This is a genomic window from Candidatus Planktophila versatilis (assembly GCF_002288105.1).
Lineage (GTDB): Bacteria > Actinomycetota > Actinomycetes > Nanopelagicales > Nanopelagicaceae > Planktophila > Planktophila versatilis.
The window spans coordinates 1117867-1141292 of sequence record NZ_CP016774.1 but is presented as its reverse complement, the minus strand read 5'-3'; the positions used below and the strand labels follow the sequence as shown (position 1 = coordinate 1141292).

The following is a 23426-nucleotide window of genomic DNA, read 5'->3' as shown; positions in this document are numbered from 1 at the left end:
GATGGAGGAATCGTGAGCAAGCCTATTAAGCGTGATTTTGGTGACCGGACTATCCCTGCCTGGGCAACCGGCCCTGGTGGCGAGGCATTTACCGATATCAAATATCAAGTTGCTGATGGCATTGCAAAGATCACGATCAACCGCCCAGAAGTGCGAAATGCATTTCGCCCGCAAACAATTATTGAACTCAAGAGCGCATTTGATTTAGCACGCGATCACTCCGAAGTTGGAGTCATCATTCTTACCGGTCAAGGCGATGAAGCTTTCTGTTCTGGTGGAGATATCAGCGTTCGCGGAGATGATGGTTATCTTGGAGATGATTCACTTTCCCAACAAGGAGTAGGTCGCCTCAATGTTTTAGATTTGCAAGTACAAATTCGTAGAACTCCAAAACCAGTCGTTGCCATGATTGCCGGTTGGGCAATTGGTGGTGGCCACGTTCTCCATGTTGTCTGTGATCTCTCAATCGCTGCCGATAATGCAAAGTTCGGTCAGACCGGACCGATGGTTGGCTCCTTCGATGGCGGTTATGGTTCAGGTCTCTTGGCTGCAAGTGTGGGACAGAAGAAAGCTCGCGAAATTTGGTTTCTTACTCGTCAATACGATGCCCAAGAAGCTCTCTCCATGGGGTTGGTTAACACCGTTGTTCCACTGAAAGAATTGGAAGCTGAGACAGTTTCCTGGTGCCGCGAGATGTTGCAGAACTCTCCGATGGCGCTTCGCCTGATTAAGGCATCGATGAATGCTGCCGATGATGGACTTGCCGGAGTTCAACAACTTGCAGGAGATGCAACGCTGCTCTTTTATTTATCACAAGAGGGACAAGAAGGCCGCGATGCCTATAAGGAGAAGCGCAAGCCTGACTTTGGAAAGTTCCCTAAGCGTCCGTAAATCTATGGATCAATCCCTGCTCGAAAGTATGCGCGTAGTTGCGCTGCCTATGAAGACAAACTTTCGTGGCATCAACCTTCGGGAAGTAGCACTCTTTAAAGGTGAATTTGGTTGGGGAGAGTTCTCACCATTTCTTGAATACAGTTATGAAGAATGTGCTCCTTGGTTAGCAAGTGCAATAGAGGCAGCAACAAAGCCTCGCCCCAAGCTCTATCGCACTTCAGTAAAGGTTAACGGCACTATTCCAGCGCTGAATGATCCTAAAGATATCAAAGGCATCGTAAATTCTTTTCCTGGAGTAAAAACCTTTAAGGTAAAAGTTGGCGATAACTTAAGTGAAGATATTGCTCGCCTTGCCAAAGTCAGAGCCTTACGCCCAGAGGCGAAGCTACGTATTGATGTCAACGGTAATTGGTCGGTAGGTGCAGCAATCACCAATCTTCGTGCAATCTATGAAAACCTCGGCGCACTGGAATATGTAGAGCAACCATGTGCCACAGTTGAAGAGTTACGAGAACTGAAAGAAAAATTGCAAGTCAACATTCCTATCGCCGGCGATGAAGTTCTGCGCAAAGCCCGAGATCCGTTTGAGATTGACCTTAGCGACGCGGTTGATATCTTGATGCTTAAAGTGCAACCACTTGGTGGCATAGCGCGAGCACATAAGTTGGCCAAACATCACAATCTTCCAGTAGTTGTATCAAGTGCGCTAGAGAGCGCAGTTGGTATCAATTACGGATTGATTTTGGCAGCATCTTTTCCAGAGCTGAACTTTGACTGTGGATTAGGTACTGGCTCTTTGCTAGCTGCAAATGTGGCCGAGTTACCAATCATTGATGGTCAGATTCAGATCAAAGAATTTGAGCCAGAATTCAGCGGCAATGAAGTGGCGCCAGAACGCTATGAATGGTGGAAGAATCGGGTCATGAAGACGGCCGAGCTCTTGTGATGAATTCTTCAACTCAATTAGCTCGTGTGATTGTTCGCCAAATTCTTGAAGCTGGCGTGAAAGATGTCGTCGTTTCACCAGGTTCACGCAACGCCCCACTTTCGATAGCCTTTTATCAAGCAAGCAAGAAGGGGCTGATTAATCTTCACGTGCGTATCGATGAGCGCACCGCAGCCTTCTTCGCACTCGGTATCGCAAAAGCATCAGGGCTACCGGTGCCAATCCTGTGCACCAGTGGAACAGCGGTAGCTAATTATCACCCTGCAGTTCTGGAAGCATCACACACAAATACTCCGCTGCTAGTGCTCACAGCTGATCGACCTGCAGCACTACGTAGAACCGGTGCCAATCAAACAACGGAGCAGGCTCGCATCTTTGGCAAGGCCGTTCGCTACTTTGCCGATGTATCAGGTTCTGCCTATCCCATGGAACTTCCTTTTAATTCACTTCATTCAGGTCCTGTGCACCTGAACATCCAATTCGAAGAACCACTTATTGGCGACAGTGATGATTCTTGGCTTGATGGGTTGCAAGTTACTACGCCAAAAGTTTTTAATCGCAAAAGCGCTGGAACTTTTCACACCAAGTCCACCCGCGGAATTCTTGTTATCGGACACGATCGCGGTGGCTTAAGTGCTGAATCAGTTCTTGCCTTTTCGAAAGAACTTGGCTGGCCAGTTATCTCCGAAGACCCCCTCACCTTCGTCGGAGCGATTTCACATGCCAGCGTCTTCTTGACCTCAAATACGATCTCTGAAGATCTCGCGCCAGACACAGTTGTCGTTATTGGTCGCACCACTCTTTCCCGCTCAATTAACGCACTCATCGCGCGGGCTAGAAAAGTCATTGTGATTGATCCACGTTTAGCTACCGTTGATTCTGATCGAAGTGCCTCACAGAAATTTACCCAGTTGCCAGCTCTACAAGTGCAAACACCGGATGCCGAATATGCCGAGAAGTGGAAGAAGTACTCACTTCGCGCGATGAAGCTAGTTGCTGATATTTCAACCTGGTCAGAGCAACTTGTTGCACGCGAAATTGGTGCAGCAATTCCTGTAGGTACTGCGCTCTTTATTTCTTCATCTCGCCCCATCCGCGACATTGAGGGATTTGCAGTTGCGCGGGCTGGCGTTGAAACCTTTGCTAACCGTGGCCTTGCCGGCATTGATGGCAATATCTCAACTGCCCTCGGAATCGCATCACAGCGTAAAGCGACTATTGCGGTTCTTGGCGATCTTGGTTTCCTTCACGATCTCACTGGGTTAATTCAACAAGAGAAGATCAACCTCAAGATTTTTGTCATCAACAATAATGGCGGTGGCATCTTCTCCACGCTAAGCCAGCGCGGAGTAGATGGTTTTGAAGATGTATTTGGAACACCACATGGTCTAGCTATCCCAGCAATTGCTACTGCTATGGGAGTCACTGCAAAAGAGATCGATAGCCACGCTCAGTTGATATCAGAGATTGCCGCACCTGTGCAGGGGCTCAGTGTTGTTGTTATCAATGTTCCAGCTAGAGAAACGAACGCGGATTTCTTGCAAGGGATTTACAAGAGCATTTCATCCATGTAGTGCAGAGCGCATCGGAATCATCTTCGCCGCACTTTCTTCCAGTTCTTTTTCGGGAGTAGATGCGGCAACAATTCCGCAGCCAGCAAAGATGCGAATACTGCGATCAGTAATCTGACCTGTGCGCAGTGCAATGCCAAGTTCCCCATCACCACTGGCATCAATCCAACCCACTGGACCTGCATAGCGTCCACGGTTCATACCTTCAATCTCATCAATAATGTCGAATGCAATATTTCTTGGCGTTCCACATACCGCGGCAGATGGATGCAGTGCTTGCAGGAGTGAGAAAGCGTCGATATGTTGTTTTGATTCAATCAACGCACCCGTAACATCGGTAGCAAGGTGCATGACATTTGCCAAGTGCAGAACATAGGGAGATTCCGGCACATTTGTGGAGGAACAAAACGGATCTAGTGCATTGGCCACTGACCGCACCGCGTACTCGTGCTCTTCTAAATCTTTTGATGAGCGCGCAAGGGAAGCCGCAAGTGCCAAATCTTTCTCATCTTCACCGGTCTTTGAAATAGTTCCAGCTAACACGCGTGATGTGACCATGCCGCGCGAAAGTCGCACAAGCAGTTCAGGAGTTGCCCCCACTAAGCCATCGACGGCAAATGTCCAGGTAGTTGGATATTCGGCGGCTAGAGTTTTAAGTATTGGACGCGGATCAATAGTTGAATCAGATGTTGCAATCAGATCTCGCGCTAGCACTACCTTTTCCACAGCAGTAGTGCTTACTCGAGCAACTGCATCTGCCACCCGCTTCATCCACTCAGTCGAAGACAGACTTCCTTCGCCGAAGGTAAATGTTGAGGTGCTCAGTAGTGGTGGTGATTCTGGCAGCGCAGGTTGTGGTTGATCACCAATCCAGGTAACCCAGGAATTTGTGCCTTTCTGCCCCACAACAACTTGTGGAATAACCAATACCGATTCTTCATTTCTATCAAATGAGAACGAGGTAAAGAGAACGGGACCAGTACCACTGCCGTGTACTGAATTAGAGATTGAGAATGTCTCTAGTTGTTGGTGCCACCAGGTGCGAGCTTTTGCAAAGCGATCTTTTCCACTGACAATAGTTGTGGCATGCACACCCCAACCAACGAGACCTTCACCATTTCGCACCCATGAAATAGGCGCAGTCGCAGGCAACAAATCGAGAAGCGGAAGATGTTCACCAATTCGAGCAGTGGTGACCGGAATTAACTGCGGCATCTATTTATTAAGTGTGCGAGAGATTCTGCGCCATACAAGCGGCAACGAAGTAGCAGTAATTGCAATCTTGAGCGCTTCACCGAGAATAAAAGGGGTAAAGCCGGCTGCGATTGTCTTTGACCAAGAGAGATCAAGTGTCTGCTGTAACCAAAGTAATCCAAGGGTGAAGATGATGGCATCGCCAAGAAGTAGCGCTGGGAATGAGGTTCTGAATTTCTGATCTGCTTTACGATCAGCTAGATAACCAAGCACAAGGGATGCCACCAACATTCCAACAAGGTATCCACCGGTTGCGCCAATCAGGCGATCAATTCCGTGATTGGCAGATGTGCCAGAAGGAGCAAATATTGGTGCACCAGCAACACCGGCAAGAAGATATGTGGCAAAAGTAAGAACTCCTAAGCGAGCGCCATAGGTAGTTCCAATAAGGAGCACAGCAAGAGTTTGTCCTGTGACAGGAACAGGAGAACCGGGAACTGGGATAGCAATCTGGGCAAGGAGTGCGATGAAAGCTACGCCAGCTGCCACAAAGAGCACTTGGGTAAGTGCTGAGCTACGAGGGAAAACAGTGGCGCGTAGTGATCCTGATTGAATCGACATCGGTAGAGCCTCTCATCTGTGATCAAGTACAAGTTGTGCACGAAGCCTACCTTCGGGGAGAATATGCTCATGTCACGCGCCAATATGGATAAGAACCCTGATGAAGTGGCAGCGATGTTCGATGGGGTTGCCAAGCGCTATGACCTAGTCAATGACCTGCTCAGCTTGGGCCAGACCAAAGCCTGGCGCCGGGCAACGACCAAAATCATCGCCCCAAAAGCAGGGATGAAGATTCTTGATTTAGCCGCCGGGACAGGTTCGAGTTCTGAGCCATTAGCCGCAGCAGGCGCCGATGTGATCCCAGCTGATTTCAGTGAGGGGATGTTGGCGGCGGGCCGCAAAGCTCGCCCGCACCTAGCCTTTACCAAGGCCGATGCCCTCAACCTTCCTTTTAAAGATGGCGAATTTGATCTTGTCACTATCTCTTTCGGCCTTCGAAATACCCAGAACACCCAGCTGGCCTTAGCCGAGATGCTGCGGGTGACAAAGCCCGGCGGGCAGTTGGTCGTATGCGAGTTCTCCAGCCCAACCTTTGCCCCCTTTCGCAAGATCTATACCAACTACCTGATGCGGGCACTTCCCTGGGTGGCTAGTCGAAGCTCATCCAATCCAGATGCCTATATCTACCTGGCAGAGTCGATTCGAGCATGGCCGAATCAAGGGGCGCTCGCTGCTCAGATTAGCCAGGCCGGCTGGAGTGGGGTCACCTGGAAAAACCTGACTGGCGGAGTTGTCGCAGTTCACAAGGCGTTCAAGGGCTAGGAGTTTGTCGCCTTCGCGTTAACGCTTAGTATTTCGCTCGTGAGCGCGAACCCATATATCCCAATTATCGTGATTTTCGCGATTGGCTTTGGCTTTGCCGCCTTTTCGGTCGCAATCGCCTCGGTCACGGGCCCGGCTCGCTATAACCGCGCCAAACAAGAGGCCTATGAATGTGGAATCGAGCCTTCTCCACAAGCGCTGCAAGGTGGACGTTTTCCGGTCAAGTACTTTCTTACCGCGATGCTCTTCATCATCTTTGATATTGAAATTGTTTTCCTTTATCCGTGGGCGGTCGCATTTGATCAACTTGGATTATTCGGATTAGTTGAAATGGCAATTTTTATTGGCACAGTTTTTGTTGCATATGCATATGTGTGGCGCCGTGGCGGATTGGAATGGGATTAAATCGTGGGACTAGAAGATAAATTACCAAGCGGAGTTTTACTCTCCACGGTTGAAGGTCTTGCCGGCTACATGCGCAAGAGCTCACTCTGGCCAGCAACATTTGGTCTTGCATGCTGCGCCATTGAAATGATGGCACTTGGTTCAGCGCCAAAGCATGATATTTCTCGTTTTGGTATGGAACGCTTTTCGGCTTCTCCTCGTCAAGCAGATCTCATGATTGTTGCTGGTCGCGTTTCGCAGAAGATGGCGCCAGTGCTGCGCCAGATTTATGATCAAATGACAGCGCCAAAGTGGGTTATTTCCATGGGTGCATGCGCATCCTCTGGTGGAATGTTTAACAACTATGCAATTGTGCAAGGTGTTGATCACGTTGTGCCTGTTGATATTTATCTTCCAGGATGCCCACCGCGTCCAGAACAGTTGATGGATGCAATCATCAAGCTGCACACACTTATTAGCGACACCAAGCTCGGTCCAAACCGGGAAGCGGTTATTAAAGAGGTAGAACTTGCAGCGATGAATGCCAAGCCAACCATTCAAATGAAGGGTTTGCTCGCCTAAATGACTCAAGAACAGAACGGTATGTTCGGCGCTGCCGGAACGGGAGATACCTCGGGATACGGCGGACTTGTTCGCACCGCGGCAGCAACCGGTTCAACTGAGCGCCCATACGGTGGATATTTTGACGATGTTGCTGATGATTTAGAGCGCGCATATCCTGATTTTGCCGATGCCATCACTCGCGTAGTTGTAGATCGTGGCGAGCTCACCTTGCATATTAAGAAGTCACGTTTAGTTGAGGTCGCATTTATCTTGCGCGATAAGTTGAAATTTGAAATGTGTATGGGAGTTTCGGGCGTGCACTACCTAGATCGCACAGGTGCGGAACTAGTTGCGCTCTATCCATTGCTCTCGCTGACAAAGAATCAACGTATTCGCCTGGAAGTTGCTACCTCAGAACTTGACCCACATATCCCATCACTTGTTGAAGTATGGGCTGGCAATAATTGGCATGAGCGCGAAACCTTTGACATGTTTGGAATCATCTTCGATGATCATCCTGGGCTTACTCGTATTTTGATGCCCGATGATTGGGATGGACATCCGCAACGTAAAGATTATCCATTGGGTGGAATCGCAGTTGAGTACAAGGGCGCAACAACGCCTGCTCCATCACAACGCAGGAGCTACCAGTGACTACAACATTTGATCCATACGCATCATCACGCGAAACCACCGAAGGTACAGTCTTTTCAGTCACCGGTGGTGATTGGGATTCACTCGTTTCCGAAATTGGTGAATCTAAAGAAGAACGCATCATCGTCAACATGGGTCCACAGCACCCATCTACTCACGGAGTGCTTCGCCTCGTTCTTGAACTTGAGGGTGAAACCATTACTGAAGTGCGTACCGGTATTGGCTATTTGCATACTGGAATTGAAAAGAACATTGAATACCGTAACTGGACCCAAGGGGTCACATTTGTGACTCGCATGGATTACCTATCTCCAATTTTCAATGAAACTGCTTACTGCCTGGCCGTTGAAAAACTTCTGGGCATCACTAATGACATTCCAGAGCGCGCTTCTGTGATTCGCGTTCTGATGATGGAACTCAACCGAATCTCCTCACACATGGTCGCACTTGGCACAGGTGCACTTGAGCTCGGTGCGATGGGACCTATGTTCTTTGCTTTCCGCGATCGCGAAATTGTGCTTGATACCTTTGAAGAGATCACTGGATTACGTATGAATATGGCCTATGTGCGCCCTGGGGGAGTATCGCAAGATCTGCCAGCCGGAATGGGTGTCAAGCTTCGCGAAGTAGTGAAGACACTTCGTAAGAACTTTGAAGATAATGCCAAGTTGCTTATCGGTAACACAATCTGGATGAAGCGCACAGAAGGTATTGGTTATCTCGATCTAGCTGGCTGTACAACACTTGGAATTACTGGACCAGTACTTCGCTCTGCTGGACTTCCATGGGATCTACGAAAGACACAGCCGTACTGTGGATATGAAAATTATGACTTTGATGTCATCACAGCAGATACCGCAGATGTCTATGGCCGTTTCTTAGTTCGGATGGCAGAGCTAGAACAATCACTTCGCATTATTGAACAAGCAATCGATAAGTTAGATGCACTCGAAGGTCAACCAGTAATGGTTGCCGATAAGAAGATTGCCTGGCCGGCGCAGTTGGCACTGGGCGCCGATGGTCTAGGAAACTCACTGGAGCACATCCGTGAAATTATGGGATCTTCTATGGAATCACTGATTCACCACTTCAAACTTGTGACAGAAGGATTCCGAGTTCCAGCAGGCCAGGCATATGTGGCAATTGAATCTCCACGTGGCGAACTTGGCGCACATGTTGTCTCCGACGGTGGCACTCGCCCATACCGCGTTCATTTCCGTGAACCTTCTTTTAATAACTTGCAAGCAACTTCTGCCATGAGTGAAGGCGGAATGATTTCCGACATTATCGGCGCAGTTGCTTCTATCGATCCTGTTATGGGAGGGGTGGACCGCTAATGGCTACCGATCAGATTTTGAATCAAGAAGTAATGCAATCAATCATTAAGCGCTATCCACGTAGCCGCTCAGCAATCATGCCGCTGCTTCACTATGTGCAATCGGTAACTGGTTATGTAACAAATGAAGGTATTGAATTGATTTCTGATCTGCTTGATATTGAAACCGCAGAAGTATCTGCAGTGGCGACTTTCTATACCCAGTACAAGCGCAAGCCGGTGGGGGAATATCACGTAGGAGTCTGCACCAATACCTTGTGCGCAGTCATGGGTGGAGATGCAATCTTTTCCGCTCTCAAAGAGCACCTTGGCATTGAAAATGATGGCGTGACAGATGATGGAAAAGTTTCACTTGAACATATCGAGTGCAACGCTGCTTGTGATTACGCACCTGTTGTGATGGCTAACTGGGAGTTCTACGATAACCAAACTGTTGAGTCTGCTAAATCTCTGGTCGATGCCGCGCGCTCTGGAAATCCTCCAGCACCCACACGTGGTCCAAACAAACTTGTTACCTACAAGCAAGCATCGGCAGTCCTTGCCGGACTCGATGACGGACTTGCGCGCGAAGGTGTTCAAGCTGGTGGCCCAACGCTCCTTGGGTTGAAACTTTCAAAGGAAGGTAAGTAATGTCAAAGTTAACTCCCGTCCTTTCGGCACATTGGGATGAAGCAGATTCATTTACCATCGAGGCTTACACACGTCACGGTGGATATACCGCTTCCAAAAAAGCACTTGCCATGGATCCTGATGCAGTCATTCAAATGGTGAAAGATTCTGGTCTTCGCGGTCGCGGTGGTGCGGGTTTTCCTACTGGCATGAAGTGGGGATTTATTCCACAAGGTGACGATAAAGATCACTACCTGGTAGTTAATGCTGATGAATCCGAGCCGGGAACTTGTAAAGATACGCCGTTACTTTTGGCTAACCCACATGTATTAATCGAAGGTTGCATCATTGCTTGTCATGCTATTCGGGCAAAGCGTGCATTTATCTATATCCGCGGTGAGGTAACACATGTAGTCCGTCGTGTGAATGCTGCGATTGCAGATGCTTACAGCGCCGGACATCTTGGAAATGGAATTGATATCACCCTTCATATTGGAGCAGGTGCTTATATTTGTGGCGAGGAAACCGCACTCCTTGATTCACTAGAAGGTTTCCGTGGGCAACCACGTTTGCGTCCACCATTTCCAGCAATTGCTGGTCTCTATGCCCGCCCGACTGTGGTCAATAACGTGGAATCAATCGCATCTGTTCCGGCAATTATTAGCAATGGCGCAGAGTGGTACCAATCAATGGGCACAGAGAAGTCAAAGGGTGCAACGCTTTACTCACTTTCAGGCCATGTGAATAACCCTGGCCAATTCGAAGCACCACTGGGAATTACTTTGCGTGAAATTCTTGAAATCGCTGGTGGCGTTCGCACCGGACATAAGCTCAAGTTCTGGACTCCTGGTGGATCTTCCACTCCACTGTTTACTGATGCCCACCTTGATACGCCACTGGATTACGAAGGTGTGGCAGCAGCAGGTTCCATGCTTGGAACTAAAGCACTGCAAATCTTTGATGAAACAACATGTGTAGTGCGCGCAGTACTTCGCTGGACTGAGTTCTATAAGCATGAGTCCTGTGGAAAGTGCACACCGTGTCGCGAAGGCACCTGGTGGTTGGTTCAGATCTTGCGCGATCTGGAAAATGGAACAGGTACAGAGGCAGACCTTGAGAAGTTACTTGATCTTTGCGACAACATTATGGGCCGCTCATTTTGCGCCCTCGGTGATGGCGCAACGAGCCCAATCACATCTTCGATTAAGTATTTCCGCGATGAATACATCGCACACCTGACTAACGGTGCCTGCCCATTTGATCCCGTGAAATCAACACTCTTTGTCGGGGCGGTGAACTAATGACTACGACTCAAGATTCTGCAGTTGCCGTAGAACTGATCACTGTTGTCATTGATGGTTTCGAAGTATCTGTTCCAAAGGGAACGCTCATTATTCGCGCCGCTGAAAAACTCGGAATTCAAATTCCACGATTCTGTGATCACCCACTTCTAGATCCAGTAGGGGCATGTCGTCAGTGTCTAGTTGATGTTGAAATCAATGGTCGTGCATTTCCAAAGCCGCAAGCTTCTTGCACAATTCCGGTAGAACCAAACATGATTGTAAAGACACAGCTGACTTCACCTGTTGCAGATAAAGCGCAGAAAGGTGTGATGGAGCTGCTGCTTGGTAACCATCCACTTGATTGCCCAGTCTGCGATAAAGGTGGCGAATGTCCATTGCAGAACCAGGCAATGAGCAATGGGCGCGCAGATGCCCGCCTAGATGGATATAAGCGCACCTTCGAAAAGCCAATCAGTATTTCTTCATCCGTACTACTCGATCGTGAGCGTTGCGTTCTCTGTGCTCGCTGCACCCGATTCTCGGAACAAATTGCATCAGATGCTTTTATTACTCTTAACGAGCGTGGCGCCCTACAGCAGGTCGGCATTTATGAAAATGATCCATTTAAATCTTACTTCTCAGGTAACACAGTTCAGATTTGCCCAGTGGGTGCGCTGACCGGTACTTCCTATCGTTTCCGTGCTCGTCCCTTTGATTTAGTTTCTACGCCATCAGCTTGTGAGCATTGTGCTTCAGGTTGTGACATGCGCACCGATGTTCGACGAGGCAAGACCCTTCGCCGTCTTGCTGGAGATGATGCATCAGTTAATGAAGAATGGAATTGCGATAAGGGACGTTGGGCATTTAAGTATGTGACCGCACTCGATCGTCTTACTCATCCACTTGTGCGAAATGCAGAAGGTGTACTTGTGCAAGCATCATGGCCGGAAGCACTGGCAGCAGCTGCAGCTGGACTTAAGGGAAAGCGGGCCGCGGTAATCACTGGCGGTCGCGTTACTACCGAAGATGCTTATGGCTACTCAAAGTTCGCCCGCATCGCACTTGGCACAAACGATATTGATTTCCGCGCACGCGTGACTTCAAATGAAGAAGGTGATTTCCTGGCCGCCCACGTAGTTGGCTCAACTGCCACCTATCGCGATATCGATATGGCAGATCATGTTGCACTGATCGCCTTCGAACCAGAAGAAGAGTCTCCGATTGTTTTCTTGCGTTTAAATAAGAATTTTAAGAAGCGTGGCCTGAAAGTTTCGGCAATCGCAACGAAAAAATCTATTGCCATGGATAAACTCAAGGCAGAGTTTGTAAAAGTCGCACCAGGTGCGGAAGGTTCTGCAGTTGCAACACTTTCACTTACTGCAAAGTCTGTGATTCTTGTTGGAGAGCGTGCCTCTGAAAGTGCTGGGCTCTTCTCAGCTGTGGCAGCACTTGCGGCAAAGACTGGTGCAAAGATTGCCTATATTCCACGTAGAGCAGGAGAACGTGGGGCACTGGAAGCAGGTGCGCTTGGTTCACTTCTTCCAGGTGGACGTCCAGTAAGTGATGCTGCTGCTCGAGTAGATATTGCAGCTGCATGGGGAGTTGCCACGCTACCAACGCAACCAGGTCGCACAACAGCAGAAATAATCTCTGGCCTTGCATCTAATCAGCTTGATGCACTTGTTGTGGGTGGCGTCGATGCGCATGACTTACTGAACTCGCGCCAAGCGCTGGATGCGCTGAAGAAATCATTTGTAGTCTCACTAGAAATTGCGCCAAGTTCAATTACAGATGTTGCCGACGTTGTATTACCGGTTGCTGCAATTACTGAAAAGAGTGGAAGTTTCCTTAACTGGGAAGGTCGAGCACGCGCATTTGATGCAGCGGTGGAAGATTCCCAGAACCGTAGTGATGTTCGAATTCTGTCCATGATTGCCGATGCCATGGGTGAATCCATCATGCTCGGCACCGTCACCGCAGCAGCTCGTGAATTTAACCAGCTAGGTAAGTGGGATGGCGCCCGCGTTGCCTTCACATCGGTCGCGCCCGTAGCTGCGAAAGCAATCGGTGCCAACGAAGCACTTCTTACTTCATGGCGCCGCCTGCTTGATATGGGAACTTTGCAAAAGGGTGAAGACAATCTTGCCGGCACACGTCGTCCAACAGTTGCTGTGATTTCAGCTAAGCGTGCGACATCACTCGGTGTTACATCAGGTGATCAGGTGCGAGTAGCAAATGCTCACGGCTCCATCACTATTCCGGCACTGGTTGAAGATATTCACGATGATGCAGTGTGGTTACCACGTAACTCATTTGCATCACAGACTTTAGTTTCACTCAATGCAGTGCACGGCGATGTAGTTACGGTGGTGAAGGCATGAGTACAGCAGAGCTTTTAGGAAAAGATCCAGGTTGGATTATCGCTGTTAAAGCACTCATCGTCTTTATTATCTGTGTGGTTGCAACGCTGATGGCGGTGTGGACTGAACGTCGCGTTCTCGCCAAAATGCAGCTGCGTACTGGCCCTAACCGCGTGGGAAAGTTTGGTCTTCTTCAATCACTTTCTGATGGCGTCAAGCTAGCCTTAAAGGAAGACATCATTCCGGCAGCTGCAGATAAAGTTGTTTTCATCCTCGCACCCATTATTGCTACCTCAATGTGCTTTATGGCCTTTGCTGTTATTCCAATGACTGGAGTGGTAAATCTCTTTGGGCACCAGACCGCGCTACAACTGACCGATCTGCCAGTGGGAGTTCTTTACATTCTGGCCGTGACATCAATCGGTGTCTATGGAGTTGTACTTGCAGGGTGGTCTTCTGGATCTACTTACCCACTACTTGGCGGATTGCGTTCAAGTGCTCAGGTGATTTCTTATGAAATCGCAATGGGGCTCTCACTTGTTGCAGTCTTTATCTATGCCGGCTCGATGTCTACATCGGCGATTGTTGATTCACAGCATCAAAACATTTGGAATGCAGTGGTGCTCTTCCCGTCATTTATTATTTACGTTATTTCTATGGTGGGCGAGACCAACCGCGCGCCATTTGACTTAGCTGAAGCAGAAGGCGAACTCGTTGGCGGATTCCACACCGAGTACTCATCACTGAAATTCGCACTCTTCTTCCTGGCTGAATATGTCAACATCATTGCAGTTTCAGCTCTTGCAACAACACTCTTCCTCGGTGGCTATCACGCACCTCCAGGACTTGGTTTCACAGAGCAATGGCTTGGTGGATGGTTCACGTTTGTTTGGTTCATCACCAAAGTTAATTTGTTCTTCTTTATCTTCATGTGGTTGCGCGCAACTCTTCCGCGCCTGCGCTATGACCAGTTTATGAAATTTGGCTGGAAGGTTCTCATTCCTGCCTCACTTGTTTGGATTCTCATCGTTGCAACTATTCGCGTTTTGCAGCAAGAAGGTGCAAGCAGAGTAGTGACCATCGCATTTGCAGGGGGAGTAGCTCTGCTCTTGATGGCGATTTCATCGCTGACAGATCGCAGTAAGAAAGTCTCGGGCGAGCCACTTGCCGAGGGCGAAGATCCGCAATTCCCAGTGCCATCTCTTCCACATCTTCGCTCCATTAGCGTTACAGGAGGCCAGAAATGACAGATTTTATTGAGCCACGCAAGAGCTCAGAGCTCGGTATCAATTCAGTTCCTTTTGTAGAAGTTGAGCAACCTGGTGCTGCGCCACTGCTAGAACAAGCAAAGGGATTCTGGGTCACCTTCTCAACCATGTTTAAGAAGAACCAGACTGTGCAATACCCAGATGTGAAAGCCCCAACAGCGCCACGTTTTCATGGTCGCCACCAACTTAATCGCCATCCTGATGGTTTAGAAAAATGTATTGGGTGCGAACTCTGTGCGTGGGCATGCCCAGCAGATGCCATCTTTGTTGAAGGTGGCGATAACACTCCAGGAAATCAACTCTCTCCAGGAGAGCGTCATGGCGCGGTCTATCAAATTAATTATCTTCGCTGCATTTTCTGTGGGCTTTGTGTTGAAGCATGCCCAACGCGTGCCCTAACTATGACTAATGAATACGAGCTTGCAGATGATAAGCGGGAAAAGTTAATCTTCGAAAAGGAAGATCTCCTTGCCCCGCTTCGTCAAGGAATGCTGGCACCACCACATCCAATGTATCCGGGGATGACAGATACTAATTATTACAACGGCGAAGTTACGCAAGCACACCCATCACAACAGGAACAGAACTAATGCTAGAGATTCAAACTCCTGAAACCATCATGTTCTGGGTGCTTGCTCCACTTTCAGTTATTGCGGCGCTCGGAATGCTCCTGGTAAAGAAAGCTGTGCACTCCGCGCTCTTACTTGCCTGGGTCATGATTACTCTTGCCATTTTCTATATTGCACAAGATGCACTCTTCCTCGGCATTGTTCAGATTGTGGTTTATACAGGGGCAGTCATGATGCTCTTCCTCTTTATTTTGATGCTCGTCGGTGTCGATGCCTCTGATTCATTGACCGAAACAATTTCTGGTCTTCGCCCGATAGCAATTACCGCAGCCGTTGGCTTTGGTGGTCTTTTTGTCTCTCTGATTGGCAGAGCGTCATTGGGCCGTGATGCCGTCGGCCTTACCGCTGCAAATGCCAATGGAAATGTGGAAGGCCTTGCCGCCAAGCTCTTTTCTACCTATGTCTTCCCTTTTGAAGTCGTCTCTGCGTTGTTAATTACGGCAGCCCTTGGCGCCATGGTTCTTGCTCATCACCAACGAAGTGTTGCTCGCCCTACCCAACGCGAACAATCAATTGCACGTTTTCGAACAGGCTCACTTGCAGGTGCGGCCGGACTTCCTAGCCCAGGTGTTTATGCCCGTCACAACGCAGTAGATGTGCCAGCGCTGCTTCCTGATGGAAGCGCCGCACCTACCTCAATTTCGGCAACGCTGAAAGCACGTGGGGATATCTTGGAATCTCGATCCTTTGAACTCGGCGAAGTTGATAACACGGTTGCGGAGGAGAAGTAATGAATCCGTATAACTATCTCTACTTAGCAGCCCTTCTTTTCACAATTGGCGCAGTCGGTGTTGTTGTCCGTCGTAATGCAATTGTTGTCTTTATGTGTGTCGAGCTGATGCTCAATGCGGCAAACCTCACCCTCGTTACTTTCTCACGCATTAATGGCACCCTCGATGGTCAGGTCGTTGCCTTCTTTACGATGGTCGTGGCTGCATGTGAAGTTGTGGTTGGACTCGCAATTATCGTGACGATTTATCGCTCACGTCGTTCTGCCTCTGTCGATGACGCTAGTTTGTTGAAGCGATAATGATGACTACTTCGACATCTCTCGGATATCTCATCGCCCTGCCACTTGCAGGAGCGGTAATTCTATTACTCACTGGACGTCGGGCCGATAAGTGGGGCCACCTGCTTGCCACCGCACTTTCGGCAAGTTCATTTGGTGTGGGTATTTATCAACTCACGCAGATGCTTGCACGTGAGCCAGAAGAGCGAGCATTTTCGCAGAAGCTCTTTTCTTGGATTAGCGTTGGAACATTTAACGTAGATGCCGGGCTCTTACTTGATCAACTCTCAATCTGCTTTGTACTCCTCATTACCGGTGTGGGCACCCTGATTCATATCTATTCAATCTCTTATATGTCTCATGACCGAGACCGACGTCGCTTCTTTGCTTATCTCAACCTCTTTATCGCCGCCATGCTCTTGCTGGTTCTCGGAGATTCCTACCTCAACCTCTATGTGGGCTGGGAGGGCGTAGGTCTTGCTTCCTACCTCTTGATCGGTTTCTGGAATCAGAAGCCGGCATATGCAACTGCATCAAAGAAGGCATTTGTCATGAACCGTATTGGCGATATGGGTCTCTCCTTTGCCATCATGATCGCCTTTGCAACTCTTGGAACTGTCTCCTTTAGTGGCGTTAAAGAAGCCTCAGAGACGGCATCGACTGCCGCACTCACTGGCATTGGACTTATGTTGTTAGTGGCAGCCGCTGGTAAGTCGGCGCAATTCCCATTGCAAGCGTGGCTTGGCGATGCGATGGCTGGTCCAACACCAGTATCTGCACTCATTCACGCAGCAACGATGGTGACAGCTGGTGTCTATCTCATTACTCGATCTAACTTTATTTTTGATGCCGCACCAACAGCGCAACTTCTAGTCGTTATTGTCGGAGCAGTTACTCTGATTTTTGGTGCCCTTGTTGGTACTGCAAAAGATGACATTAAGAAGGCACTGGCAGCGTCAACTATGTCCCAGATTGGTTACATGATCTTGGCGGCTGGCCTTGGACCTGCTGGATATGCATTTGCAATCATGCACTTACTGACACACGGTTTCTTTAAAGCTGGCATGTTCTTAGGTGCTGGTTCGGTCATGCATGGCATGAACGACCAAGTGAATATGCGTCGTTATGGAGCACTCCGTAAATTTATGCCGATTACCTTTGCCACCTTTGGACTTGGTTATCTGGCAATCATTGGCGTTCCACCATTTGCTGGTTTCTACTCCAAAGATGCAATTATTGAGACCGCCTTCAATGCTGGTGGCATAAAAGGAATTCTCTTGGGATCTACCGCCCTACTTGGCGCAGCTATCACCGCCTTCTATATGACTCGTGTCATGGTGCTGACATTTACTTCACCAGAGCGTTGGGAAGAAGATCAACATCCGCACGAGTCACCATTTCTGATGTGGCTACCTATGGCTGTTTTGGCAGTGGGGTCTGTAACAACCGGGTACCTATTTACTCGTGGCGATGGGCTCGTGCATTGGTTGGAACCGGTATTCGGTGAGCATGGCGAACATGAAGAGTTCTTGCCGGCAATAGTTGTTTCAGGGATGGCAATTACTGCCGTCATTATTGGTGTTTCTATCGCACTGATAAAGTATCAATTTTCAGATGTTGATGCCGAAGCGCCAGAAAATGTCACAGAATTTACTCGCATTGCACGTAAAGATTTGTTGCAAGATTCATTTAACGAAGCGGTATTTATGCGCCCTGGACAAGTACTCACACGACTCCTCGTTAAGGGCGATGACAGTGTTGTCGATGGCACTGTGCGCCTGGTTGGACGCACGGCGTTAAGCACTGGATCTGAACTTCGAAAGACACAGACTGGTTTTGCCCGCAGCTACGCCGCCCTCATTCTTATTGGCGCCGTAGTCCTGATTGCAGCAATTTGGGTGGTCACACAATGAACGCGCTGACCACAATGATGTTGCTTCCAATCCTTGGCACGCTACTACTTGCAGTAATTCCGAGTGATCAAGTACTGCGCATTAAGCAGGCAGCACTTGCCACCACGCTATTAGTTGCAATCTCTGGCGTGCTCACCTGGTTTAACTTTAATGCAGCCGATACTTCATTCCAGTTTGTGCAATCAGTTGCTTGGATTCCTTCATTTGGAATCAATTACGCAGTCGGTGTTGATGGACTCTCACTCGTTCTTATTCTGATGTCCGTGCTCCTTGCGCCCATTGTGGTCTTGGCTGGGTGGAAAGAATCTGAAGGCGGACGCTGGTCTGCCAAAGTCTTCTACATGCTCATTCTTGTTCTAGAAACGATGATGATTGGTGTCTTTGCGGCAACAGATGTATTCCTGTTCTACGTCATCTTCGAAGCGATGTTGATTCCGGTCTACTTCCTCATTGGTGGATATGGCAGTGGCGATCGCGCAGCAGCAGCCGTGAAGTTCTTGCTTTACAGCCTCTTCGGTGGCCTCTTAATGCTCGCCTCAATCATTGGTCTCTATGTGATTTCCGGTGCTAATGGTGGACACACATTTGATATCAACAAATTATCCGAGCTTCATAATTACATGAGCCCGACTACACAGAACCTGCTCTTCCTCGGTTTCTTTATCGCCTTTGCCATCAAGGCTCCACTATGGCCGCTACATACCTGGCTTCCAGATGCCGCATCCTCTGCAACTCCAGGAACATCTGTGTTACTCCTTGGGGTTCTAGATAAAGTCGGAACATTTGGAATGATTCGTTTCTGCCTCACACTCTTTCCAGATGCGAGCAAGACCTTCACGCCAATCATTATTACTCTGGCTGTAATCTCAATTATCTACGGCGCCTTCCTAGCAATTGGGGCTACTGATATTAAGCGCCTGATTGCTTACACATCTATCTCTCACTTCGGATTTATCACTATGGGAATCTTCGCCATGACTACGCAAGGCCATAGCGGTGCAACTCTTTATATGTTCAACCACGGCTTCTCAACGGCGGCGCTATTTATTGTGGCCGGCTGGATGGCAGCTCGTCGTGGGTCATCCACAATTGCTGACTTCGGTGGCTTACAACGTGTCACACCAGTAATGGCCTGGTCCTTCTTTATCGCCGGCATGTCATCGCTGGCACTTCCTGGACTATCAAGCTTCGTCAGTGAGTTCTTAGTTTTGGTGGGAACATTTACTCGTTATCCAGTTGCGGCCGTCATTGCCACCTTCGGAATCGTGCTTGCCGCGCTCTATATTTTAATTCCGGTGCAGAAGGCGCTGCATGGTCCTACTACTCCTGGCAATGAGAACTTGCCAGATTTAAACCTGCGGGAAAAGATTGCTATTGCGCCAGTGATGGCAATCATTATTGCCCTCGGTTTCTATCCATCACCACTACTTAACGTCATTAATCCGGCATCTGCGCACGTTCTGGAAGTGCAGGGATTTACCGATCCAATACCAACAGAGGGCGCAGGTAAGTAAATGGAATTTATCTCCCCTACCCTTAATTACGCCCAACTGGCTCCCATTCTGATTGTGCTGGCTGGCGCTCTAGCTGGCGTACTCATCGAAGCCTTTGCCCCTCGTGCTTCGCGTTACTCATCGCAACTCTTTGTCTCAATCTTTTCACTCGTAGCATCCTTTGCAGCGCTCATGCGCGTGCGCACCCAAACTTCAGTCGATGCCGCAATGGGCTCGGTTGCATTCGATGGCGTGGGAGTACTGCTGCAGGGTTCCATTCTCATTATCGCTGTGCTCTCCATATTTCTGATTGCAGATCAAGAGAACTTCACAGCGCTAGCAGCATCGGTTCCAGGATCAGAGGAAGAACGTGATGCGGTGCAATCTGATCTGCGCGTCACCGAAGTTTTCCCACTCACACTTTTTGCAGTGGCCGGAATGCTGCTATTTCCGGTTGCTACTGATCTGATTACGCTTTTTGTGGCACTGGAAGTGCTCTCACTTCCTCTCTATCTCATGGCTGGACTTTCACGTCGTCGTAGATTGGCTTCGCAAGAGGCAGCACTTAAGTACTTCCTTCTTGGTGCATTCTCTTCCGCCTTCTTCCTACTAGGAATTGCTTATCTTTTCGGTTACTCAGGTTCCATTACTTTGGCCGGAATCCAAGCCAGTGTTATTGGCGGGGCCGGCAATGATGTCTTCCTACTTCTAGGAATCGCCTTTATCTCTATCGGACTTCTCTTTAAAGTGGGCGCAGTGCCATTTCATGCCTGGTCACCTGATGTGTATCAAGGCGCACCGACTGCAATCACTGGATTTATGGCAGCAGCGACAAAGGTTGCAGCATTTGGCGCAATCCTTCGCATCTTCTATGTGGCAATTGCAAATGCTGAGTGGCAGTGGCGTCCTGCGATGGTCATCATTGCAATTATCACGATGGTCTTTGGTTCAGTCGTTGCAATCACCCAACGCGATGTTAAGCGCATGCTTGCTTACTCCTCCATTGCCCATGCTGGTTTCTTGCTTGCTGGCGTTATTGCTTTAAGTAAAACAGGCCTAGAAGCTTCCATCTTCTATCTATTTGCCTATGGCGTTGCCACAATTGGTGCCTTTGGAATCGTCACACTTGTGCGCGATGCATCCGGTGAAGTCGGTGACCTCAACCGTTGGAGCGGTCTTGGAAAGCGCTCACCACTATTAGCATCTGCCTTTGCCTTCTTCTTACTTGCCTTTGCCGGCATTCCGTTGACATCAGGATTCATTGGAAAGTTCTCCATCTTCTCCGCTGCATACGAATCAGGAAGCACCTCAATTCTTATCGCCGGTGTTCTTTCATCTGCAGTCGCCGCCTTCTTCTATATTCGCGTCATTGTCTTGATGTTCTTTAAAGATCCGGTTGAAGATGGAACATCAGTAGTGATTCCATCAGCGCTGACCACAATCACAATAACTGTTGCATCTGTGCTGACTTTGATTCTTGGAATCTACCCAGCGCCGCTGATTGACTTCATCGCAACAACTGCCACCTTTATTCGCTGATGTCATCCTTTGGAATTCCGGGTTTAGCACCAGCCCTTGAGGTTGAACTCAAAGCGAGTATGAAGAAGGTGGAAGACCTGCTCTTTAGCCATATCCAAGGTGATTACCCGCTGGTGGAAGAGACCTCTCGACATTTAGTTGCCGCTGGTGGCAAGCGATTACGTCCACTACTGACCATCCTTGCATCGCACTACGGTGATAAGAATAAGTTCGGAATTATTGAATCAGCAGCTGTCTGCGAATTAACCCACGTGGCTACCCTCTATCACGATGATGTGATGGATGAAGCACCACTTCGTCGTGGTGTTGTAAGTGCTAATAACCGCTGGGGAAATACCGTTGCAATTCTGACTGGTGATTACCTCTTTGCAAAGGTTTCTGCGTTGCTGGCAGATATCGGACCAGAAGCGGTGCGACTACAAGCATCAACATTTGAACGTCTTGTTATTGGTCAGATTATGGAAACACAAGGACCACAGAACGGGCAAGCACCGTTAGAGCATTACATGCAGGTGGTAGCAGATAAGACTGGTTCACTTATTTCAGCCAGTGCTCGCTTTGGTGCGATGGTCTCAGGGGCACCCAATGAAATAAAGGAGACACTGACCGTCTTTGGTGAGAAAATTGGTATTGCCTTCCAATTAGCAGATGACATTATTGATATCGCAAGTGAGTCTCATGAATCAGGAAAGACTCCAGGAACAGATCTACGTGAAGGTATTCCCACTTTGGTCACACTCAATGTTATGAATTCAACTGATTCCAAAGATCGCGCGCTCATTAAGTTACTTAAAGCACCTATTAAAGATGAAGCTGTGGTTGCTCAAGTATTAAAGGAGCTACGCACACACGATGCAATAGCGCAGTCACGCGCGCAGTTACTCGATATTGCACGCGATGCGCGCACCGCCCTTGGTCCACTGCCAGTTAATGATGTGACTGGAGCTTTATTTTCCCTCTGTGATGCGATTATCGACCGTTCTGCTTGATCGCACGAGATCTACACCGAGTGCTATTAGTGCGCACCAGATTAGGAAGAAGCCGATCCAGCGCGCAGTAGGCATAGCTTCGTGACGTACCCAGACTCCAATAGAAAATAGAATTGTTGGAGTGATGTATTGCAAGAGCCCGATAGTGCTATATGGCAAACGAGTAGTAGATCCGTTAAACAAGAGAAGTGGAATAGCTGTGACCGCCCCGGCGCTAATCAAGAGCAGTGTGAGTCCAGGGGATTGGCCAAAGGATCCGCTGCCTTGCTGGCCGAGAAAGATTAAATATCCAGCGTAAGGAAGCAGCGAAATAAGCGTCTCAATTGTGATCCCTTCAACGGCGCCCAGGTTTAGTTTCTTCTTTACTAACCCATAGCTACCCCATGAGAGTGCAAGTGCGAGTGCTATCCAGGGGAGCCGGCCATAATCAATAGTGAGAACTAATACACCGAAGGCAGCTATTGCAACTGAAACCCATTGCAACGGTCGCATTTTTTCGCGCAGAATAATGATGCCGAATGCGATGATAACGAGTGGGCTGATGTAATAACCGAGAGCTGCCTCAACCACATGTCCATGATTAACGGCCCAGATATAGGTAATCCAGTTGATGGAGATCAGGACTGTGCTCAGCAGTAGCACCACCATAATCTTTGGATTCTTCACGAACTGCAAGGTGGAGTAAATCTGTTTGGTCAGTGCCAGAACCATTAGACAAAAAACCAGCGTCCAAACAGCGCGGTGAGCAACTATTTCTAGCGCATTCGCCGGTTGCAGCAGTGGCCAATACAAGGGCAGCAGCCCCCAGATAACGTAGGAGCTAATTCCAAAGAGTAGCCCTAGTGAATACTCGCTACGTTTACCTGCCACTTAGCGGAAGTTAACAAACTGAACAGCAAAATCAAATTTACCATTCTTAATTTGCTCGATAGCCTCTTGCAGATCATCACGGCTCTTAGATGTCACACGAAGCTCATCACCCTGAATCTGGGTCTTAATTGACTTCGGACCCTCATCACGCAGAAACTTGGCAACCTTCTTGGCATTCTCAGTTGAGATTCCCTCTTTTAAAGTACAAGCAATCTTGTAAATCTTGCCTGATAATTGAGGTTCAGGTGCCTCTAAGTGTTTAAGTGATACACCGCGCTTAATTAACTTATCTTTGACAACATCGAGTGTTGCCTTTGCGCGCTCTTCGGTATCTGCCTCAATTGCAATCTTGTCACCTGTTAATTCAATCTTTGCACCGGTGTTCTTAAAGTCAAAGCGGGTATCAATCTCGCGAATAGCCTGATTAATGGCGTTATCTAGCTCCATCCGGTCAATCTTTGAGACTACGTCAAAACTGCTATCAGCCATTGTTGTGAGGCTCCCCTGTGATTTTTAAAGTTCCAGCGCCTAAGGTATC

General features: G+C 48.7%; 23 protein-coding genes. 19 read left to right on the top strand and 4 right to left on the bottom strand.

The window, feature by feature from the left end:
- Positions 1-51 precede the first annotated feature (51 nt).
- The 3 genes from menB to menD are packed head-to-tail and all read left to right on the top strand — an operon-like array spanning position 52 to position 3414.
- Positions 52-891, top strand: a complete 840-nt coding sequence (gene menB, locus A1sIA79_RS05920) for a 1,4-dihydroxy-2-naphthoyl-CoA synthase (protein WP_095675520.1) — start codon at positions 52-54, stop codon at positions 889-891.
- Positions 836-1840, top strand: a complete 1005-nt coding sequence (locus A1sIA79_RS05915; protein ID WP_420022515.1) for an o-succinylbenzoate synthase — start codon at positions 836-838, stop codon at positions 1838-1840. Before menB ends, A1sIA79_RS05915 begins: the two co-directional genes overlap by 56 nt.
- The gene (gene menD, locus A1sIA79_RS05910) at positions 1798-3414 is read left to right on the top strand and encodes a 2-succinyl-5-enolpyruvyl-6-hydroxy-3-cyclohexene-1-carboxylic-acid synthase (RefSeq protein WP_223298342.1); all 1617 of its coding nucleotides are present in this window, start codon (positions 1798-1800) and stop codon (positions 3412-3414) included. Before A1sIA79_RS05915 ends, menD begins: the two co-directional genes overlap by 43 nt.
- Here the strand turns inward: menD and A1sIA79_RS05905 are convergent.
- Both A1sIA79_RS05905 and A1sIA79_RS05900 read right to left on the bottom strand, forming a co-directional pair.
- Positions 3403-4626 (bottom strand): isochorismate synthase, encoded by a 1224-nt coding sequence (locus tag A1sIA79_RS05905; protein ID WP_095675268.1) that lies wholly within the window; start codon positions 4624-4626, stop codon positions 3403-3405. The genes menD and A1sIA79_RS05905 overlap by 12 nt on opposite strands.
- The gene (locus A1sIA79_RS05900) at positions 4627-5226 is read right to left on the bottom strand and encodes a biotin transporter BioY (RefSeq protein ID WP_095675267.1); all 600 of its coding nucleotides are present in this window, start codon (positions 5224-5226) and stop codon (positions 4627-4629) included. It abuts the gene before it with no gap.
- A 69-nt stretch (positions 5227-5295) separates the two neighbouring features.
- Between A1sIA79_RS05900 and A1sIA79_RS05895 the strand changes: the two genes are divergently transcribed.
- From A1sIA79_RS05895 to A1sIA79_RS05820, 16 genes are read left to right on the top strand one after another with little or no spacing between them, the layout of a single operon-like run.
- Positions 5296-5988 (top strand): demethylmenaquinone methyltransferase, encoded by a 693-nt coding sequence (locus tag A1sIA79_RS05895; RefSeq protein WP_095675266.1) that lies wholly within the window; start codon positions 5296-5298, stop codon positions 5986-5988.
- Between the two features lie 39 nt (positions 5989-6027).
- The gene (locus tag A1sIA79_RS05890) at positions 6028-6393 is read left to right on the top strand and encodes an NADH-quinone oxidoreductase subunit A (protein ID WP_095675265.1); all 366 of its coding nucleotides are present in this window, start codon (positions 6028-6030) and stop codon (positions 6391-6393) included.
- Between the two features lie 3 nt (positions 6394-6396).
- Positions 6397-6954 carry a NuoB/complex I 20 kDa subunit family protein gene (locus A1sIA79_RS05885; RefSeq protein WP_095675264.1) on the top strand — a complete coding sequence of 186 codons (558 nt, stop codon included), beginning with the start codon at positions 6397-6399 and terminating at the stop codon, positions 6952-6954.
- Entirely contained in the window at positions 6955-7590 is a 636-nt protein-coding gene (locus A1sIA79_RS05880) for an NADH-quinone oxidoreductase subunit C (protein ID WP_095675263.1), read from the top strand.
- The gene (locus tag A1sIA79_RS05875) at positions 7587-8927 is read left to right on the top strand and encodes an NADH-quinone oxidoreductase subunit D (RefSeq protein ID WP_095675262.1); all 1341 of its coding nucleotides are present in this window, start codon (positions 7587-7589) and stop codon (positions 8925-8927) included. Before A1sIA79_RS05880 ends, A1sIA79_RS05875 begins: the two co-directional genes overlap by 4 nt.
- Complete coding sequence (nuoE, locus tag A1sIA79_RS05870; protein ID WP_095675261.1) at positions 8927-9556, top strand: NADH-quinone oxidoreductase subunit NuoE; 630 nt, start codon at positions 8927-8929, stop codon at positions 9554-9556. Before A1sIA79_RS05875 ends, nuoE begins: the two co-directional genes overlap by 1 nt.
- Complete coding sequence (nuoF, locus tag A1sIA79_RS05865) at positions 9556-10836, top strand: NADH-quinone oxidoreductase subunit NuoF (RefSeq protein WP_095675260.1); 1281 nt, start codon at positions 9556-9558, stop codon at positions 10834-10836. Before nuoE ends, nuoF begins: the two co-directional genes overlap by 1 nt.
- Complete coding sequence (locus A1sIA79_RS05860; RefSeq protein WP_095675259.1) at positions 10836-13199, top strand: NADH-quinone oxidoreductase subunit G; 2364 nt, start codon at positions 10836-10838, stop codon at positions 13197-13199. Before nuoF ends, A1sIA79_RS05860 begins: the two co-directional genes overlap by 1 nt.
- A complete protein-coding gene (nuoH, locus tag A1sIA79_RS05855; RefSeq protein ID WP_095675258.1) occupies positions 13196-14425 on the top strand; it encodes an NADH-quinone oxidoreductase subunit NuoH in 1230 nt (409 codons plus the stop codon). The genes A1sIA79_RS05860 and nuoH overlap by 4 nt, the downstream gene beginning before the upstream one ends.
- Positions 14422-15036 (top strand): NADH-quinone oxidoreductase subunit NuoI, encoded by a 615-nt coding sequence (gene nuoI, locus A1sIA79_RS05850; RefSeq protein WP_223298341.1) that lies wholly within the window; start codon positions 14422-14424, stop codon positions 15034-15036. Before nuoH ends, nuoI begins: the two co-directional genes overlap by 4 nt.
- Complete coding sequence (locus tag A1sIA79_RS05845; RefSeq protein WP_095675257.1) at positions 15036-15806, top strand: NADH-quinone oxidoreductase subunit J; 771 nt, start codon at positions 15036-15038, stop codon at positions 15804-15806. The genes nuoI and A1sIA79_RS05845 overlap by 1 nt, the downstream gene beginning before the upstream one ends.
- Positions 15806-16105: an NADH-quinone oxidoreductase subunit NuoK gene (nuoK, locus tag A1sIA79_RS05840; protein ID WP_095675256.1), complete on the top strand. Its 300-nt coding sequence runs from the start codon at positions 15806-15808 to the stop codon at positions 16103-16105. The genes A1sIA79_RS05845 and nuoK overlap by 1 nt, the downstream gene beginning before the upstream one ends.
- 2 nt (positions 16106-16107) lie before the next feature.
- Positions 16108-17997 (top strand): NADH-quinone oxidoreductase subunit L, encoded by a 1890-nt coding sequence (nuoL, locus tag A1sIA79_RS05835; RefSeq protein WP_095675255.1) that lies wholly within the window; start codon positions 16108-16110, stop codon positions 17995-17997.
- Positions 17994-19511: an NADH-quinone oxidoreductase subunit M gene (locus tag A1sIA79_RS05830; RefSeq protein WP_095675254.1), complete on the top strand. Its 1518-nt coding sequence runs from the start codon at positions 17994-17996 to the stop codon at positions 19509-19511. The genes nuoL and A1sIA79_RS05830 overlap by 4 nt, the downstream gene beginning before the upstream one ends.
- Complete coding sequence (gene nuoN, locus A1sIA79_RS05825; protein ID WP_095675253.1) at positions 19512-21029, top strand: NADH-quinone oxidoreductase subunit NuoN; 1518 nt, start codon at positions 19512-19514, stop codon at positions 21027-21029.
- Positions 21029-22018, top strand: a complete 990-nt coding sequence (locus tag A1sIA79_RS05820) for a polyprenyl synthetase family protein (protein WP_095675252.1) — start codon at positions 21029-21031, stop codon at positions 22016-22018. Before nuoN ends, A1sIA79_RS05820 begins: the two co-directional genes overlap by 1 nt.
- Here A1sIA79_RS05820 and rarD read toward each other — a convergent pair.
- Together rarD and A1sIA79_RS05810 are read right to left on the bottom strand one after the other, a co-directional pair.
- Positions 21977-22888, bottom strand: a complete 912-nt coding sequence (rarD, locus tag A1sIA79_RS05815; RefSeq protein ID WP_095675251.1) for an EamA family transporter RarD — start codon at positions 22886-22888, stop codon at positions 21977-21979. The two genes, A1sIA79_RS05820 and rarD, sit on opposite strands and share 42 nt — an antisense overlap.
- Positions 22889-23377 carry a YajQ family cyclic di-GMP-binding protein gene (locus A1sIA79_RS05810; RefSeq protein ID WP_095675250.1) on the bottom strand — a complete coding sequence of 163 codons (489 nt, stop codon included), beginning with the start codon at positions 23375-23377 and terminating at the stop codon, positions 22889-22891.
- Positions 23378-23426: the final 49 nt, after the last annotated feature.